Origin of the sequence: Bartonella schoenbuchensis R1 (assembly GCF_002022685.1) — a bacterium.
Taxonomy (GTDB): domain Bacteria; phylum Pseudomonadota; class Alphaproteobacteria; order Rhizobiales; family Rhizobiaceae; genus Bartonella; species Bartonella schoenbuchensis.
This window is the reverse complement of sequence record NZ_CP019790.1, coordinates 1-14175: the sequence shown is the minus strand read 5'-3', so window position 1 is coordinate 14175 and position 14175 is coordinate 1. Positions and strand designations below refer to the sequence as shown.

The 14175-nt window shown below is 34.3% G+C and carries 22 protein-coding genes; 13 read left to right on the top strand and 9 right to left on the bottom strand.

The annotated features are described in order from the left end of the window. The first annotated feature begins 59 nt into the window (after window positions 1–59). Complete coding sequence (locus BscR1v2_RS07610) at window positions 60–365, top strand: hypothetical protein (RefSeq protein ID WP_010703167.1); 306 nt, start codon at window positions 60–62, stop codon at window positions 363–365. Between the two features lie 28 nt (window positions 366–393). After that, a complete protein-coding gene (locus tag BscR1v2_RS08140) occupies window positions 394–915 on the top strand; it encodes a hypothetical protein (protein WP_194284960.1) in 522 nt (173 codons plus the stop codon). Window positions 916–1030: 115 nt separating this feature from the next. Here BscR1v2_RS08140 and BscR1v2_RS07600 read toward each other — a convergent pair whose 3' ends face one another. Then, on the bottom strand, window positions 1031–1315 hold the full coding sequence (locus BscR1v2_RS07600) for a helix-turn-helix domain-containing protein (RefSeq protein WP_010703146.1): 285 nt from the start codon (window positions 1313–1315) through the stop codon (window positions 1031–1033). Between the two features lie 917 nt (window positions 1316–2232). Between BscR1v2_RS07600 and BscR1v2_RS07590 the strand changes: the two genes are divergently transcribed. From BscR1v2_RS07590 to BscR1v2_RS07565, 8 genes are all read left to right on the top strand, one after another. Continuing rightward, window positions 2233–2742: an LbetaH domain-containing protein gene (locus BscR1v2_RS07590; RefSeq protein ID WP_078690359.1), complete on the top strand. Its 510-nt coding sequence runs from the start codon at window positions 2233–2235 to the stop codon at window positions 2740–2742. 32 nt (window positions 2743–2774) lie between these two features. Beyond that, window positions 2775–2909, top strand: coding sequence for a hypothetical protein (locus tag BscR1v2_RS08450; protein ID WP_257787987.1), 135 nt, complete (start codon window positions 2775–2777; stop codon window positions 2907–2909). Window positions 2910–2989: 80 nt separating this feature from the next. Beyond that, window positions 2990–3262 carry a type II toxin-antitoxin system RelB/DinJ family antitoxin gene (locus tag BscR1v2_RS07585; protein ID WP_010703143.1) on the top strand — a complete coding sequence of 91 codons (273 nt, stop codon included), beginning with the start codon at window positions 2990–2992 and terminating at the stop codon, window positions 3260–3262. 2 nt (window positions 3263–3264) lie between these two features. Then, window positions 3265–3534, top strand: a complete 270-nt coding sequence (locus BscR1v2_RS07580; RefSeq protein WP_010703142.1) for a type II toxin-antitoxin system RelE/ParE family toxin — start codon at window positions 3265–3267, stop codon at window positions 3532–3534. Window positions 3535–3710: 176 nt separating this feature from the next. After that, the gene (locus BscR1v2_RS07575; protein WP_078690358.1) at window positions 3711–4016 is read left to right on the top strand and encodes a hypothetical protein; all 306 of its coding nucleotides are present in this window, start codon (window positions 3711–3713) and stop codon (window positions 4014–4016) included. Window positions 4017–4107: 91 nt separating this feature from the next. Next, window positions 4108–4566, top strand: a complete 459-nt coding sequence (locus BscR1v2_RS07570; protein ID WP_236829037.1) for a hypothetical protein — start codon at window positions 4108–4110, stop codon at window positions 4564–4566. 179 nt (window positions 4567–4745) lie between these two features. Continuing rightward, window positions 4746–4850, top strand: a complete 105-nt coding sequence (locus BscR1v2_RS08600; RefSeq protein ID WP_010703123.1) for a ParA family protein — start codon at window positions 4746–4748, stop codon at window positions 4848–4850. A gap of 97 nt (window positions 4851–4947) precedes the next feature. After that, window positions 4948–5604: a recombinase family protein gene (locus tag BscR1v2_RS07565; protein ID WP_078690357.1), complete on the top strand. Its 657-nt coding sequence runs from the start codon at window positions 4948–4950 to the stop codon at window positions 5602–5604. 8 nt (window positions 5605–5612) lie between these two features. Here BscR1v2_RS07565 and BscR1v2_RS07560 read toward each other — a convergent pair whose 3' ends face one another. Beyond that, the gene (locus tag BscR1v2_RS07560; protein WP_078690356.1) at window positions 5613–6011 is read right to left on the bottom strand and encodes a type II toxin-antitoxin system VapC family toxin; all 399 of its coding nucleotides are present in this window, start codon (window positions 6009–6011) and stop codon (window positions 5613–5615) included. Then, entirely contained in the window at window positions 6008–6259 is a 252-nt protein-coding gene (locus tag BscR1v2_RS07555; protein ID WP_078690355.1) for an AbrB/MazE/SpoVT family DNA-binding domain-containing protein, read from the bottom strand. The genes BscR1v2_RS07560 and BscR1v2_RS07555 overlap by 4 nt, the downstream gene beginning before the upstream one ends. A gap of 824 nt (window positions 6260–7083) precedes the next feature. Between BscR1v2_RS07555 and BscR1v2_RS07550 the strand changes: the two genes are divergently transcribed. After that, window positions 7084–7407, top strand: coding sequence for a helix-turn-helix domain-containing protein (locus BscR1v2_RS07550; RefSeq protein WP_078690354.1), 324 nt, complete (start codon window positions 7084–7086; stop codon window positions 7405–7407). Here BscR1v2_RS07550 and BscR1v2_RS07545 read toward each other — a convergent pair whose 3' ends face one another. Both BscR1v2_RS07545 and BscR1v2_RS07540 read right to left on the bottom strand, forming a co-directional pair. Then, complete coding sequence (locus tag BscR1v2_RS07545) at window positions 7408–7776, bottom strand: hypothetical protein (RefSeq protein WP_078664118.1); 369 nt, start codon at window positions 7774–7776, stop codon at window positions 7408–7410. Beyond that, the gene (locus BscR1v2_RS07540; RefSeq protein ID WP_078690353.1) at window positions 7773–8456 is read right to left on the bottom strand and encodes a ParA family protein; all 684 of its coding nucleotides are present in this window, start codon (window positions 8454–8456) and stop codon (window positions 7773–7775) included. The genes BscR1v2_RS07545 and BscR1v2_RS07540 overlap by 4 nt, the downstream gene beginning before the upstream one ends. Window positions 8457–9353: 897 nt before the next feature. On the opposite strand from BscR1v2_RS07540, the gene BscR1v2_RS07535 reads away from it, so the two are divergent. Next, entirely contained in the window at window positions 9354–10022 is a 669-nt protein-coding gene (locus BscR1v2_RS07535; RefSeq protein WP_010703114.1) for an LbetaH domain-containing protein, read from the top strand. 200 nt (window positions 10023–10222) lie between these two features. Beyond that, window positions 10223–10615, top strand: coding sequence for a hypothetical protein (locus BscR1v2_RS07530; protein ID WP_010703113.1), 393 nt, complete (start codon window positions 10223–10225; stop codon window positions 10613–10615). Between the two features lie 517 nt (window positions 10616–11132). Here the strand turns inward: BscR1v2_RS07530 and BscR1v2_RS07525 are convergent. From BscR1v2_RS07525 to BscR1v2_RS07510, 4 genes are all read right to left on the bottom strand, one after another. Further along, window positions 11133–11528 (bottom strand): hypothetical protein, encoded by a 396-nt coding sequence (locus BscR1v2_RS07525; protein WP_236829036.1) that lies wholly within the window; start codon window positions 11526–11528, stop codon window positions 11133–11135. 109 nt (window positions 11529–11637) lie between these two features. Then, entirely contained in the window at window positions 11638–13551 is a 1914-nt protein-coding gene (gene traG, locus BscR1v2_RS07520) for a Ti-type conjugative transfer system protein TraG (protein ID WP_078690352.1), read from the bottom strand. Then, window positions 13532–13855, bottom strand: a complete 324-nt coding sequence (locus BscR1v2_RS07515; protein WP_335617883.1) for a conjugal transfer protein TraD — start codon at window positions 13853–13855, stop codon at window positions 13532–13534. The genes traG and BscR1v2_RS07515 overlap by 20 nt, the downstream gene beginning before the upstream one ends. Next, entirely contained in the window at window positions 13818–14036 is a 219-nt protein-coding gene (locus BscR1v2_RS07510) for a TraC family protein (RefSeq protein WP_078690350.1), read from the bottom strand. The genes BscR1v2_RS07515 and BscR1v2_RS07510 overlap by 38 nt, the downstream gene beginning before the upstream one ends. Between the last annotated feature and the right edge of the window lie 139 nt (window positions 14037–14175).

The window sequence follows — 14175 nt, the reverse complement described above, 5'->3', positions numbered from 1 at the left end:
TTCATGACTTAGACTAATATACAATGTATATTTTCCTACATAAAGATGAGGAGATTTTAATGAAAAAGAAATTACCTAAAAGCTATATGACTGATGCAGAACGTGAAGAATTGAGAGTGGGAGGGTTATCTCAAGATGCTATTTATACTGTTGAATCAGAGGCTGCAGATCGCGCTAATGATGGACAGACAGCGTGGGAATGGTTAGCCATGACAGAATTACCAGCTCATTCGCTTTTATGTCTTAGAAAATGGAATGGACCCCAATTTATTCGTGATATGGGGTTTTCTACCAAAAATGCTGATGAAGAATATGGACCAGATTGGTTGGATAAAGGTGTTGTTATAGGAGGTCACCATTTCTAACGAAATTGAAATTTTAAAAAAGTTTTTATTGCGAGAAAATAACCATGTAAAAAATGTAGAGGATACATTAGCGGTTAAAAAATTGCATGATGTACGAAAGGATCTTTGTAATTATATTCGCAATGTTGGCCAAAGTAGGGATTTGTCATTACTTCTCAATACGGAATACAGTATTGTGGACAATGATTTGTCTCGGTATGCTAATAGTCCAGAAATGAAAAGTAGCCTTAAAACTGCTTTGACTGAGATAAACGTTGTTAAAGAACATACGGTAATTGTTGCTGATCCTACTCAGTATCAGTTAATCAACAAAGCGCATAGTTTGTCAAAAAACCGAAAAAATGGATTGCCTTATGATGAAGCACGTCAGGCAATGGCATCACATTATACGCGGTTAGGTAATTTAAACAAATCCCGTTTAACATCAGTTGAAAAATCAATCATTGATGCACGGAGAGACAATATGAAAGTCATGTGCAGATTGTACGAACAAATGCAAGCAAAAGCTCTCGGGATTCATCTGTCTCAAAATAAGGACATATCTCTTTAGTGATTTATTGACTTTTCTTAAGATGGAGATTTTAGTTTTACATTATATACGCTGAACATACGTTATATATATAATAAATTATTTTTACAGATATTACTTATTTTGAATAAAGTTTTTAGTTATAGTTAGAAATTAGTTCTAAAATTACCTTCTGTTTTATAGGTGTGAGAACTCTAAAACTTTTTACTTCCTTGCTCGATATCATTTCATCATGATGATGCACAGCGCCTTCTTTTGTTGTGGTATCAGGGTAAAAAAAGGAAATAGGAACACGGAATATATCGGCGATATCTTTCAAACGCCCAGCTCCTACACGATTTAATCCTTTTTCGTACTTTTGGATTTGTTGGAAGCTTATACCTAAATGGTGAGCTAATGTTTTTTGAGACATTCCCAACATTTTTCTTCTATATCGGATTTTCTTGCCTACAAAAATATCATTATAAGGATTTTTTTACACTTCTAGGGCAACCCCCGCCGGTAGCGAGCGCCTTCGCATTGGTATTCCGGGAGTCTAAAAACACTGAGTTTAGGTCAGTTTTTTTGCTTTTAGTGCTATAGCACCTGGACATCACAAAAACTCCCGGAATCTCGGGAACCCCATATAATGGGTTAATTTTTGTGCTCGAATTGTAGGGTTTTTAGATCCCTCTTGATCGTTGCGTATACGATCAATACGCTTGTGAATTAGTAAAGTATTTTCAAAAAATTGGCAATAAAATAGTTTTGAATGAGAGGTTTTCCACCTCTCAAACTCACCGGACCGCTCACCAAAATCATGAAGTCGTTTCCGCGTTTAGAGAATGGACTAACAAGCCTAGGTTCTTAAGGTCAAGGAAACCCCTATGGGGCGCTTAACAGCGTCCTTGACTTAAGACACCTAAACGGTTTGTTTTGTCCTTCTCACGCGGCTCCGAAATCATGATATTAAAGGGGGAGCTTATAAGGGCACTTAAGTAGAAAAAATTGATAAAAATATAAGGCTTTTTTATGAGCTATGTATTTGAAAAAATTATAAAAAATGTCAAAAAAAGAGAATAAAATAATTGACAATAAAAAGGAATTTTGTTATATAAATATTCAAGTGCTGAAAACACTTAATGATAAGCGGACAGGTTACGAAACAATCTCTCCTCTGTCTTTAAAAACTGACTTTCTTTTATACGTATTTCAACGTATAACAACTTTGTCGGGTGTGGTACACCATATAATACTCTTTATGAGGAAAGTGTAACGACGGACTTATCACCGTGTTTTCAGCACCCGGCGCTCATTAGAGTGTCAATTGAAAACTCTATTGTGATAAGGAAAATTCCAATGAAAAAATATGAATTTACAAGTGAAACCCAAAAACTTGGTGAATGTACTTTTCATCGTATTCGTGCATTAAAAGACTTTGGTGATGTTAAAGCTGGTGATCTTGGTGGTTTCATAGAGAAAGAAGATAATCTTTCTCACTATGGTGATTGTTGGGTTGAAGATAATGCTATGGTTTATAATGACGCTTATGTGTGTGATAATGCTATTGTTAGTGGAAAAGCTCAAATCTTCGATAATGCTAAATTAAGAGGAGGTGTACATGTTTATGATGATGCATCTGTTTATGGAAATTCTATAGTGCAAGGAGGTGTTGAAATTTATGAAAGGGCACGTGTTTATGACAATGCGGTAGTTATGGATCGTGTTAGGGTTCATGGGGATGCTCACGTATACGAAAATGCTAAGGTTAGTGGCTCTGCTGAGTATGTAGGTAATGACAGAATTGGTAATAATTATGTACAACCTCGTATGGATGGAAGAATAGTTTTTGTAACAGTGAAACAGTAGGTTTTAAACAAAGTAAAAGCCGCGTCATTGATATGATGCGGCTTTTTAAGCATCAATGTGGATCTCAATTTATCTGTGATATGGGATTTTCTACCAAAAATGCTGATGCAGAATACGGACCAGATTGGTTGGACAAAGGTGTTACTATAGGAGGTCATCATTTCTAATGAAAGTGAAGTTTTAAGAAAGTTTGTTATGTAGCTCAATTGTGCTATATTATGAAGTAGAATAGAAAGGAGCTTATTCTATGGATGTAGCAACAAGTTCGAAAGATGTTATACGCGCCCGAATAGACAAAAGTTTAAAAAAAGAAGCCAGTGCAATATTAGCAAATATGGGGCTTACTATTTCTGATTATGTACGAATTGCTTTAACTAAAGTTGTCAATGAACGGGGATTGCCGTTCGATATGCATATACCTAATGCAGAAACACTTAAAACTTTTGAGAAAACTGATAAGGGGGAGGATGTTTTTTACGCGAAAGATGCAACGGATCTATTTAAGCAACTGGATATTTAATTGTGCGTTCAGTAAGTTACTCTGGAAAGTTTAAAAAGGATATGAAACGCGCTAAAAAACGCGGAAAGGATATGCAAAAACTTACAACGATTATGCATCTTTTAATCAATAAGCAGCAATTACCTCCCTCATTAAATGATCATGCATTACAAGGTAATTGGAAACCACGTCGCGATCTTCATATAGAACCAGATTGGTTACTAATTTATATTGTTAATGATGAACATGTTCATTTTGACAGAACAGGAACCCATTCAGATTTATTTAAATAATCATTCAATAGTTTATTAATTATAATGAAAAAAATGATATCTGCTCTTTAAAAAACATGTTGGATAACAAAAAAGTTAGATAAAATATTAGAGAAAACCATTGTTTCAATTGCTTAGATTCATGACTTAAATTAATATACAACATATATTTTCCACATACTAATGAGGAGATTTGGATGAAGAAGAAACTACCTAAAAGTTATATGACTGATGAACAACGTGAGGAATTACGTGCGCAAGGCGCTGATCACGAACTTATTTATCTGGCTGAATCAAGAGCAGCGGATAAAGCTAATGATGGTCAGACATCATGGGAATGGTTGGCTATGGTAGAACTGCCAGCCTATGGGCTTTTGGGCATTAAAAAAAGGCGTGGAGCGCAATTTATCCGTGATATGGGGTTTCCTACTAAAAATGCTGATGAAGAATATGGACCTGATTGGTTGGACAAAGGTGTTACTATAGGAGGTCATCATTTCTAACAAAATTGAAATTTTAGAACGACTACTAGGACAGCAAAGTGGATATATAAAAAAACACAACGAAGCATTAACTGCTAAAAATTTATATGCTGTGCAGAGAGAACTTTGTGATTATGTCCGTAATATCGGTAAGAGTGGTAATTTCTCATTACTTCTCAATACAGAATATAGCATTGTAGAAGATGATTTGTCTCGGTATGCTAATAGCAATGCAATGAAAAGTAGTCTTAAAACGGCTTTGACTGAAATCAATGTTGTTAGAGAACATTTAACAATTGTCGCTGATCCTGTGTTGTATAAAGCAGTAAACAAAACATATGGCTTGCCTAAACAGCGAAAAAATGGATTACCTTATGACGAGGCACGTCAGGCAATGGCATCACATTACACAAGGTTGGGTAATTTAGATAAATCTCGCTTAACATCAGTTGAAAAATCAATCATTGATGCACGAAGAGACAATATGAAAGTCATGCGCAGATTGTACGAACAAATGCAAGCAAAAGCTCTCGAGATTCATCTGTCTCAAAATAAAGGCATGTCTCTCTAATTACCATTGTATTTATTTTATTAAAGGATAAGTGGCCAGCCTATTTTTCCCAACACAAGTTAGCAGAATTAGAAAACTCTTTTAAACGCTATATCTTAGAATATAGTATAATATAGTATCTTATCCTATCCTAGAATACTATATCTTATAATATAATATCCTATTTAATGAGGAATTGAATGCCTGTTATCTCATTTGCCAATTCAAAAGGTGGTAGTGGAAAAACAACATCTGCTCTAAAAAAAGTTGGCCAACAAAAAAAGTTAGAGAAAATGTCAGAATAAACGATCATTTTTTCTGATATGAAATCATATATTTATTTGACATTTTTTTTTAATAAAAATATATCAGTTTTAATCTAAAATAACCTTTTTACTGAACATGCCGAAATTTTATGCTTATTTACGAGTTTCCCGTGATGGGCAAGATACAGAAAATCAAAAATTTGGTTTGTTAGAATATGCTAACAGAAATGGTTTTGCTCCACTCTATATTGAAGAGGAAATTGCAAGTAGAGGGAAGGATTGGCGAAAACGTAAACTTGGTTTTTTAATTGAAAAAGCAGAACGAGGAGATGTGTTGTTGACGCCTGAATTTTCTCGTATAGCTGGTTCTTCTCTTGCTGTCTTAGAAATTCTCAAAGCCGCTAGTGAACGTGGTTTAATTGTTCACGTGACAAAACAAAATCTTGTCATGGATGGGAGCTTACAAAGCGACATTATCGCAACCGTATTAGGTATAGTAGCGCAAATTGAAAGACATTTAATTCAAACGCGTACAAAAGAAGCATTAAGTGTTGCTCGTCAACGGGGTATTAAACTTGGCCGGCCAAAAGGGAGTATTTCTACGCAATTAAAACTTGATAGCCATATTGATGAAATTCAAGCATTTATTAATGTTGGTTTATCGCGAAGCCGTATTGCTAAACAATTAGGAGTTAGTGTGAATACCTTACACTTATTTATTAAACGCAGAAATATTAAACCTACGAAAATTAAGCCAATCATTTCTATGCCAATTGCAGCATTACGGTCTTAACTTATTCATTAAGAAAGAAGTTTTGTAGATTGTCCGTTTTTCGTTAATAGTTCAATCGCTAATTTATCAAATGAAACAAAGGTTTCACCACCTAGCCAATTTCCCTCATAGGATATAATACCATCAGCGAAATCTCCACCAGCCTCAAGGATAGCAAGCCCTGCTTCGACAGCTGGTCGATTCATTACTATATTACTAGTTGCTAGTAAATCACGTAACATTCCAGCTACATCTTCTTTTGATAATTTTGCACCTCGACGAAGTATCCAAACAAGTTCACAAAGACAAGATAAAGAAATAGCTATGAGTGAAGCCTTTCTTAAGATCTTGCTTGCTACCTCACCCTGCTTTTTATCGTCTTGTAAAACAGCGCGAGCTAAAACATTTGTATCTACAGAAATCTTCATTTCTCATTCGCCCAACTAGAAGCAACAATTTCATTCATTTCTTCAATGGTTAGTGGTTTTTTTAATTTTCCAGCAAATCGTCCAATAAAGCTCTCAATTGTGTTTGTAGGCTGTGACGCTTTTATACGAAGTTCACCACCTGGTAATTTATCAAAATCAATCCTCTCACCAGGTTTAACACCAAGGTGCTGTAGTAAATCCCGCTTCAACGTAATTTGTCCTTTTGCTGTAACAATTAATGAAGGCATAAAAAAATCCTCATTTATAAATATAGTTATTAATTATATATGAAAGTAATGTAAAATTCAATTACTTCTTCAAAAGAAATTGTAAGCAGATGGTCTATCTCAAAATGGTAATAGAAAATCACTGTTAACTGGAATATATACCCTATTCTCAATTATTACGCACAAAATAAATAGTGAATATTTATTATTTACGTACAAGATACGTAATAAATATTGTTTATTTATCAAATAATTATAAGAGTACTACATGTCGTGAATTTAAGAAGTTTTCATTCTAATTAGAAATTAATTTTAAAATTGTCTTTTAAAAAAGACTTTCTATCAATAAAAGGTTTTCCACCTCTCGAAGTTTCCCGACTACTCACCAAGATCATGAAATTTTTTCCGCGTTTAACGAAGAGACTAACAAACCTAGGTTCTTAAGGTCAAGGCAACCCCTATGGAGCGTTTAACAGCGTCCTTGATTTGAAAAACCTAAATGATTTGTTTTGTCCTTCTCATGCGGTTCTAAAATCATGATATAAGGGGGGAGCTTATAAAGGCACTTAAGTAGAAAAAGTTGATAAAAATATAAGGTTTTTCGTTAATTATGTGTTTGAAAAAATGTCAAAACTTGAAAGGTTTTGAATCTACAAATATATTAAAGATTATTACATACAGTAAACAAGAAACTTATCGCGCTTGTTTACACTGTGCAATATAAAAATACTCTTTACATACTCCATTGTTTTTTTAATCAACTCATAGCATTGTAACATTTAATTAAATATAGGCCTCATCAAAGAATGTTTTAAATTAACAGAACAACTGGAATAAGAATAAAAATGACAGACATTTTTCACGGAAGTTGTAATATTTATGCAGATCTTGATTTTCCAGATTCTGAAGAGATGCTTATTAAAGCAAAACTTGCTAGAAAAATTAGTCAAATCCTTAAAGAAAAAGGTCTAACTCAAAAACAAGCTTGTCAAATTTTGACTCTCTCTCAACCTAAGTTATCCAATATCCTAAATGGAGAATTTCGAGGAATTAATAAGATGAAGATGCTTGAGTGTTTAGCTGAATTGGGCAATGATATCAAAATTGTTGTTAGCTCTGAAAAAGTGAGCACACTGAAAGGCCATGTTGACGTTATTTTTGCTCCTTAGTTAATCTTTTTCAGCATTGTTATAATAATAGATTAAAAACTGCAAAACATCACCAAGAGTTAAAAGATCTTGTCCAGGTGGCGTTAATTTTTCAGCGAGTGCGCGGAATTCTTCGTCAACATCAGGTCTGATTGAAAGAGTTATGCGGTTAGTTTTCATACTGCGGCGTCTAGAACGACCATCAATAGAACCGGATTTAGTTAAAATAGGTTCTCTTAGATTTTCATAGGATGCATGACGCGTTGTAAAACCACTTTGTTGTGCAATTTTATCAATATCTTGTTTTTCACGCTTAGGAGCCTTTGTAATAGGTTTTAAATCATGTAGATCCTTTAAGGCTGAAAATGTTGATTTGCGTTCTTTTATCATTTTATTATTCCTTCGAGTTTTAATGCTTTCACAATATCAGTAGCAACTTGTTCAGCATTCTTTATGGCAGATTCAGCGTTTGATACATCTTCTTTATTGAGTTGATAAAGAGTGCAACCGAATCCAAAAATAGAAGAAAAGGCAGCTTTATTCATCATTCCGTGATCCAAAACAGGAAGCTTTGCTTCAATCAGTTCTTTACGGATTTCTTTTTCTTCACGAGTTTGTATTACAGAGCATTTTGAAAACATGATACGATAAGGAATATCACTTCGTCTTGCTCTTCCTTCACGAGCTATAAAAGCAATGACTTTTGCCGCTTCGCGACTATCAAGTTTTGTTCCGGCCATAGGAATAATAACCATATCAGAACGACTAATAGCGTATGATGCTGTTATATTTGCTGACCCTTCAAGATCAACAATAACAAAACTATTTGTATCCACTGCTTCATCTATAACGTCTATAATGGTATTTTCATTAACCCCTCCTTGAACATCTATATTATCTGGATAATGAGGACCAGCATTTTGCCACCATTCATCAGCAATAGGCTGATTGGGATCAGTATCTATTATTTTTACCTTAGATCCATGGTGAGCTAACACCTGAGAAAGAATAAGCGCTGATGTTGATTTTCCAACACCACCTTTTGTTGAACAAAATACAATTGTTGGCATATATAAAGATCCTTGCATACATATTATATATGTCACACTTATACATAACATACACTTAACATATGTTTAATATTTGTAAAATTTATATAATAAATATGTATTATATATTCTTAACATATGTTACACATATGCTATACATATAATATATGTACAATAAATTATTTTTTTGTGGATTTATCTTTGCATGTGCTTGTTTATGGGCGTCTTGGACTTATGATGCGCTCTTACTACGTCTAGAGCCTCCTGGTTATGATATCATACTTTTCGGTTAAATGAGATCTCACTTCGTTTGTACATAATTCAAAATAAGAGGTTTTCCACCTCTCAAACTCACCGGACCGCTCACCAAAATCATGAAGTCGTTTCCGCGTTTAGAGAATGGACTAACAAGCCTAGGTTCTTAAGGTCAAGGAAACCCCTATGGGGCGCTTAACAGCGTCCTTGACTTAAGACACCTAAACGGTTTGTTTTGTCCTTCTCACGCGGCTCCGAAATCATGATATTAAGGGGGGAGCTTATAAGGGCACTTAAATAGAAAAAAGTTGAGAAAAATATAAGGCTTTTTTGTGAGCTATGTATCTGAAAAAATTATAAAAAATGTCAAAAAAAGAGAATAAAATAATTGACAACAAAAGAGAATTTTGCTATATAAATACTCAAGTGATCAAAACACTTAAGCCGTAAGCGGATAGATTACGAAACAATCTCTCCTCTGTCTTTAAAAAACTGACTATCTTTTATACGTATTACAACGTATAACGACTTTGTCGGGTGTGGTTACACCATACAATACCCTTTTATGGGAAAAGTGTAACGACGGACTTACGGCCGTGTTTTGAGCACCCGACTTCTGTAAGGGGTCAATTCAAAACTTTTATTAACCGTAAGGAGTTCATTATGAACACGATCTTTAAAAAATATGAATTTACAAATGAGACCCTAAAAGCTGGTAAGCGTACTCTTCATCGTATTCGTGCGTTAAGAGACTTTGGTGATGTTAAAGCTGGTGATTTAGGTGGTTTTATAGAGAAAGAAGAAAATCTTTCTCATAATGGCGATTGTTGGGTTGGGGGTAATGCATTTGTGTGTGGTGAAGCTTTAGTTTACGACAATGCTATTGTATGTGATGATGCTGTTGTTAGTGGCCACGTTTATGGTAATGCTCATGTGTCTGGAAATACTCGTGTTTATATTCGTGCAAAAGTTTATGGGAATGCTCGTATTTTAAATAAAGCATGGATTCATAATGATGCACATGTTTTTGGGTATTCTCAGGTCTCTGGTTCAGCTCGTATTAAACCAGGGGCAAAAATTTATGGGAATGCAAAAGTCTCTGGTGCTGTAAGAATTTTTGGTGAAGTTTATGAAAACGCTACAGTTGGTGATCATTTTAAGATTTACGGTTCTGTTTATGGAAATGCGAAAGTGACAGGTTACGGAGTAATTCGTGGAAAAGTTCATGGAAATGCGAGGATTAAAAGACGCAGTGAGTTGTTTAGTGTTCCAACAAATTGTGAGGTTTATGAAGGCGATAATGTCGTCAAGACGGTTGCTATAGCAGCGTAAATAACAGGTGAGGGGGGCGCCTGCTTTTAAACAGCAAAAAACAAAACCAAGTCACATAAATTGTGCAGTTTAATCTTGGTTAGTTTTAAAAAAATTAAGCCCCTAAAAGAAAAGTTTGAAGTTGTTATTACATTTTGTAAAGATACAGTATATATTAAATTACGATTTTATATATTTAAAGACGCGAGGGGATAAGGATAATGAATAGTATATCTGAGATTGAGCTAAACAAGACAGAAGAAAGCTTACACGAAGAACTGCCTGTTCCAAAAAAGAAACGTAAACGCAATCTATTTATACGTATATTTTTATTTTTCATAGGTAGATTTTTACATCTCCTTTTCCTCTTCCTTTTATTTATTCGTACACCAGTTCTTTTGTTCTTAAAATTTTTAACGGCAGCGGGAATGTCATCGGTACTCCTTTACGGTGGAGCATATTTACTGGGAGTAGAAGGAATATCATCAATAGAAATAGGAATAATAATTACTGGAGCTGTCCTTGCAATTCTCAGTTTATCGGTTATTTGGGGCTATGATGCGCTCATACTACGTCTAGCACCTCCTGGTTATGATATCATACTTTTCGATTAAATGAGATCTCACTTCGTTTGTACATAATTCAAAATGAGAGGCTTTCCGCCTCTCAAACTCCATAGCTTGGTTTATCTTGTATAACGCTTTCTAGGGTTTAAAATGGAAAGTCTGTTATTAGCGCTAATCTAGCTATTAGACTTGAGATGGCCGGTATAAATACTGTACGTGTTTAGTTAAAACAGCTTAAAATATATCCTCTTTACTTAACACACATTAGTATCTTCCCCACCATATAGAATGCTTTTTTAAGGCATTTTTTGAAATGCCCTTATAAGCTCTCCTCTTAATATCATGATTTCGGAGCCGCGTGAGAAGGATAGAACAAACCGTTAGGTTCTGGAGTCAAGGACGCTGTTAAGCGCCCCATAGGGGCTTCCTTGACCTTAAGAACCTAGGCTTGTTAGTCCCTTCTCTAAAAGCGGAAACGACTTCATGATTTTGGTGAGCGGTCCGGTGAGTTTGAGAGGCGGAAAGCCTCTCATTTTGAATTCTGTACAAACGAAGTGAGACCTCATTATTCGAAAAGCACGAGATCATAACCAGGAGGCGCAAGAGACAGTAAAAGTGCATCATAAGCCCAAGTGCCTAATAAACAGAGAACTGTAAAGACAATTCCAGTGATTATTATTGCTATGTGCAAAAACGATGTTTCATCTACTAGCATGTATCCAACACTGAAAAAGAATAACGTTAATATTGATCCTCCCACGAAAAAATTTAGGATGGCACGAACTGGTGTACGAATAAACAAAAGGAAGAGGAAAAGGAAAAGGAAAAGCAAAAATAGATTTATAAAAGATAAAAGTGTGCGTATAAATAGATTGCGTTTACGTTTCTTTTTTGAAACAAGTTGTTCTTCGTGTAAGCTCTCTTCTGCTTTGTTTAGCTCAATCTCAGATATACTATTCATTATCCTCACCCCCTCGCACTTTTAGTATGTAAAATCATAATTTACTATATGCTGTATAGTTATAATACACAAGTAAAATTCACTCATTTTTTTGAAAATAGGAGTTTTGTTATTTAAGTGCAAATCTATTTTCGTTAGCAAGAGCTTTGAAATCTTTTCGTCTAAAGTATATAGACCGTCCACAACGAATAGGGGGCTGTCCTTGTACAAGGATGATCTGTTCATCTTTTCGCATGGATTGTGTTATCTCATGAGGATAAATTAAAGGTCTTTGTTGAAAGCTTGTACTTTCGGTTCCTTTTGCTCCTGTTGTCCCTAAAGTTTTACTTTTGCCCTTAACCTCAATAGTCATTTTTCCACATGACTCAGAAATATTTTTAGCTGTTTTAATATCTTTAATTGCTGCATAACTAACGAAAGCACAACTTTCAAACCATGCCATAGCACCAGCATCGCCAAAATGTCTTTCAATTTGCCCGACCGATTGGTAAAATAGCATCAGTGATATGCCATATTTACGCCCACGATCACGAGCCTCTTCTAAGATGTTCATATATCCTAAAAGATCAATTTCATCTAAAACAAATAAAACTCTTTTAGCATAATGACCATTAGCAGCTTCCATTGCCTTAAGAAAGGAACCAACAAGAATGCGACCGACACCAGGATAAGATTTTAAAATTTTAGCAGGGATGTTTAAAAAAATATCAATATTGCCTTTTGTTATGTCTTCTGTTTTAAAATCATCTCCACTAATCATCTGAGCATAGTTAGACAGAGAAAGCCATTGTGTGTCTTTTGATGCTGTAGCATAAACACCGGAAAATGTCTGTTCTGCCATATTGGTAAAAACACCAAGGGTTTCACGAATAAACTGTGATGGTGAGGAAGATTGTAATTTACGTAATTTTTTGATAACAGATGGCTCAGGCTCAGATACGAGAACACGAAGAGTTTTTAGATTTTTTTCTTCTAATTTGTATTCATTGGAAAAAACAATATGAGCCAGCAGTCCCGTCAACAAATTGTGTGCATGTGATGTAAAGAACTGATCTGTTGATGTTGATTTATGATTTTCAGATAATAAAAGTCTAGCAATTTCAACTAAACCAGCTTCCCTTTCATATAAGGGGATGTTTTCATTTAATAACCAATCTAAAGGATTAAAAGCTTGAGTTGATTTTCCATGCGGATCAAGAACATACACGGTTCTGTTATTAAGGCATTGCCGTGTTTCTTTAACGATAGGAGCGATTTCTGTTGATGGATCAAAAACAACTAATGGCCCACTGTATTTAAGGCAAGTAGGGATGACATTACTTGTTGTTTTATAACCTCCTGAACCAGCAAAAAAGAGCATATGTGTTGAGTCAAAATCAAGGTTATATGTTAGAAGTGGCTGACTGCCACCTTTCCCCCATGTTGTTTTATCTGTTGGATTAAAGGGTATATCTTTTACAACGTCCTCATCAACTCTGTATCGCTCACCAATAATTATTTCCCCATTACTTGGAAAAATATTTTCAAGACGTTTCATATCAATCCACTGAGCTCCTCCAAAAATCATATTTTTTGAATTTTTTAAAGGAGAGGGAGGAGCTAATGATAATTTCATAGTGAAACCAAGAATAACAATTCCAATGAAAGATCCAACTAAAACCATCCTATCAAAGAAAGGCAAAACATTTTCCCACGTCATACCATTTTGTCCAACATAAGGACTCAATCTGATATATTCAGATGCATTGTAATAAGTAGCAAAAAGACAGAATACGATTAATGAAGAAATAGTGATATTTTTTCTAATATGTCTTTTTTGTGACAAGACGAATAAAGAACATGAAAAAGCAATAAGGATTAAGATATCAAGAGGTTTTGAACGTATGAACCAATAAGCATCTGGTGTTGTACCGTTTTCTGTAATTTTGTTGATTGTTATCTCAACAAGAAAAGGTATGATGATAGAAAAAACAATTGGGCATATTAAAAGTATGATTTGTTTACTATCTAATTTGTCTATCATTTATTATCCGCATATCTGCAAAAGCATCTTTTCCTATTTTTTCAAAATCTTTGTATTCTTTTGAAGTTTCATCGAGTTTTGACGCATGAATCAAACAACCTAAAATGAAAGACTTATTTGCTTCTCTAAGACCAGCTTTTACAACAAGCCCTCCTAATATAATTTTTTCACGTGCATCTTTACGTCTTATTTCATCGTTCAAATATCTAATCCTTTTTTCAATACGTCTTAGTAATTTTATGGATTTTCCAAGATTATTCAGATTTTTATTGTTCTTTTTTAAATCGCTTTTTAACTTCTTCAAAAATTTCTTTCCATTGTTCATTTGTTATATTTAATTCTGTTAATCCAGCTTCTGCTGCTAATAATGCAATTTTTTCCCCTTCATATTTTTTAGCAGCTTTAATATCTTCAATGATTTTTTTTCTTTTTTCTTCAAGAATCTTTTTTTCTTCTATGAGCTTATTTAATGATTTTCTTGCCATTTAAATATCTTTCTTTTTTGTAAAGTTTATAAATTTTTTAACAGAAAAATACACTGATATCAATAATCGAAAGTGCGCATTTTATGCGCTCCTGAAAATGTCTTTCTTCGAAAGATTTTTTGAAGGCGCAATTATACGT